Here is a 2,612-nt window from a genome sequence, read left to right as displayed (position 1 = left end):
GTGCCGTCGGGCGCGGCCGGGTGGGTTCAGTGGGTGCCGCTCGCCGGCTTGGCGGGCTTCCGTGCCGGTGGGCGGGCGGTGGTGCGGTGGTGTCTGCCGCGCCTGGTGAGTCCCCAGGGTTTGAGGACCGAGATGGCCGTCATGAAGACGTAGGCGCACAGCGAGACGACCGGGCCGGGCAGCAGGTCGCCGGGGCCGGGGGGTACTCCGTCCGCCGCCAGGGCGGACATGGCGGAGTGCAGCCCGGGGCGGAGCGCGAACGCCGTGGCGGTGGTGGCGGCGAGGGTCAGCCAGAACTTGGTCCAGACCCACCGGTGCCGGGCCAGGCCCCAGGGCGTGCCGACGGCCAGCAGGACGCCGCTGAGGAGGGTGAGGAACGCGAGGGGGAGCAGCAGCACATCCGCGAAGAGCCGCATCGCCCGGACGGACGCCTCGGCCGTCGCCGCCGATCCGGTCGTGGAGGCGGTGACGGCTAGACCGAGCAGCCCGAGCGTGAGCCCGAGCCAGCTCGCGGAGGCGGTCACATGGACGACGAGGAAGGCCCGGCGGGCGGGTCGGTTCATCTTCATGCACGCCACGGTGCCGGAGCGGACCGGCCGTGCCGTCCGGCGGCGGAAGCAACCCGGGGTACTCCGCGCGGAGTACGCCGCTCCCCCGCCGGGCCGGCCGGGGACCGTCAGGGTGCCCAGGGTGCTTCGACGGACCAGGTGGTGTCCTCGGTGAAGGTGCGGGGGTCGTCCCAGGCGTGCGTGCCGCCGGACCGGGCCAGCCACAGTTCGGCGTCGATGTGCCTCAGGTACTGGCCGGGGAAGTTGGCCGCGGACAGTCTGATGCCGCCGTCGCCCCGCACGGGGCACCAGGTGGCGTCGGCCCGGTACAGCGCGGACGCGTCGCCCGCCTCGCGGCGGACCCGGAAGTCGCGGTGCCGCAGGTATTCACCGGGGTGGTTGCGCGACTCGAAGGAGTAGCAGAGCTTGTTCGCCAGCCCCGGCCGCACCTTCCAGGTGGCGTCCTGTTTCAGCAGCTCGCTGCTGCCGGAGTCGACCGCCTCGGTGTAGCCGAGCCCGTCGTGGTGGCGGATGTAGCGGTCGGTGTGGCCGGGTGTCGTGACCCGGAGCGACACGTACTGCTCCACGGGGAGCCGCACCGGCGGGCCGATGTCGCGGGAGGCGGCGATGAGCGCCCGGTTCGCCGCGCGGACCCGGGACTCGTCCACCTTGACGATCCGGCGGTCGTAGGTCATCAGGCCGTTGGCCTCGTTCTCGACGTCGGTGATCTGGGTGTAGACGGCGGCGGAGAGGCCGCCGGCGGGCATGGCGTTCTCCCGGATGCCGTCGAGCAGGCCGACGAGGCGGTCGTTCAGGGCGGACGGGCTCGGCTGGTCCTCGTAGCTGAAACCGCCGCCCGGATACCACTCGTGGCCGGTGACCCGGTGGCCGAGGCCGCCGTACTCCCCCAGCACCGAGGCACGCACCGGCTCCGTGGGCGTGTTGCCCGGCCCGACGTAGTTGTGGGTGTCGACGACGTCGCCGTTGCCGCCGTCCTGGGCGCCGCAGCAGTTGACGCCGCTCATGTTGTCCACGAGGCGCGAGGGGTCGTACGCCTTGACCATGTCCGCGATGCGTGCCTGGTCGTACTGGCCCCAGCCCTCGTTCTGGTCGACCCACTGGATGAGCGCGGGCGAGCTGCGGTGCTGGTCGATGACGGCGCGGTACTCGCTCTCCCACTGGGTGCGGGCCGCGCTGTCCGGTGTCTTGCCGCTGTCCATGGACGGCATGTCCTGCCACACCAGCAGCCCGAGCCGGTCCGCCCAGTAGAACCAGCGCTGGGGCTCCACCTTGATGTGTTTGCGGACCGTGTTGAAGCCGAGGTCCTTGTGTTTCTGGAGGTCGTACTTGAGGGCCGCGTCGGTGGGCGCGGTGTGGATGCCGTCCGGCCAGTAGCCCTGGTCCAGGGTGCCGGTCTGGAAGACGAACCGCCCGTTGAGGACCGGCCGGCGGACGCCGTCCACGTCCTTGACCGCGATCGAGCGCATGCCGGTGTAGCTGCCGACCCTGTCGCCGCCGGCGCGGCCGGTCAGCTGGGCCGTGACGTCGTACAGGAACGGGTCGTCCGGCGACCACAGACGGGCGCCGGGCAGGGGGACGGAGAGTTCGGTGCCGACCGTGCCGGTGGCGCTCGCGACCGTCGTACCGCCGGTGGAGACGGTGACCCGGACGGCGGCACCGGTGGCCGCGGTGCTGCCGCGGACGGTGACGCGCAGGGTGTCGTCCTCCAGGTGCGGGACCATGTCGAGCCGGGTGATGTGCGCCGTCGGCGTCGGCTCCAGCCAGACGGTCTGCCAGATGCCCGAGGAGGCGGTGTAGACGATGCTGTGGCCGGCGTGCGGGGTGACGTCCTGGACGCGCTGCTTGCCGATGGCCTGGCCACCGGTCTCCGTCGGGTCGTACACCGACACGACGACGGTGTTCGTGCCCCGGTTCAGCAGGGGGGTGATGTCGTACGAGAAGGCGTCGTAGCCGCCGCGGTGGACGGCGCCCGCCTGCCGGCCGTTGATCCAGACGGTCGTCTCCCAGTCGGAGGCGCCGAAGTGGAGCTGGACGCGCCGGCCG

2 protein-coding genes are annotated in these 2,612 nt (G+C 72.4%); both read right to left on the bottom strand.

All coding sequences use genetic code 11. From position 1 onward, the window contains the following. Nucleotides 1-26 precede the first annotated feature (26 nt). The gene (locus CCN44_RS18005; RefSeq protein WP_086698237.1) at nucleotides 27-569 is read right to left on the bottom strand and encodes a DUF2269 domain-containing protein; all 543 of its coding nucleotides are present in this window, start codon (nucleotides 567-569) and stop codon (nucleotides 27-29) included. A 107-nt stretch (nucleotides 570-676) separates the two neighbouring features. After that, a partial coding sequence (locus CCN44_RS18000) for an AbfB domain-containing protein (RefSeq protein WP_086698236.1) occupies nucleotides 677-2,612 on the bottom strand: 1,936 nt, incomplete at its 5' end.

The sequence above is a fragment of the Streptomyces tricolor genome (assembly GCF_002155905.1).
Taxonomy (GTDB): domain Bacteria; phylum Actinomycetota; class Actinomycetes; order Streptomycetales; family Streptomycetaceae; genus Streptomyces; species Streptomyces tricolor.
The sequence above is the reverse complement of the archived record's forward strand: the minus strand, read 5'-3'. Positions and strand labels throughout refer to the sequence as shown.

What these genes read in the sequence shown, in the direction of transcription:
- CCN44_RS18005 (WP_086698237.1), bottom strand. Translation starts at nt 569, where the DNA reads ATGAAGATGAACCGACCCGCCCGCCGGGCCTTCCTCGTCGTCCATGTG.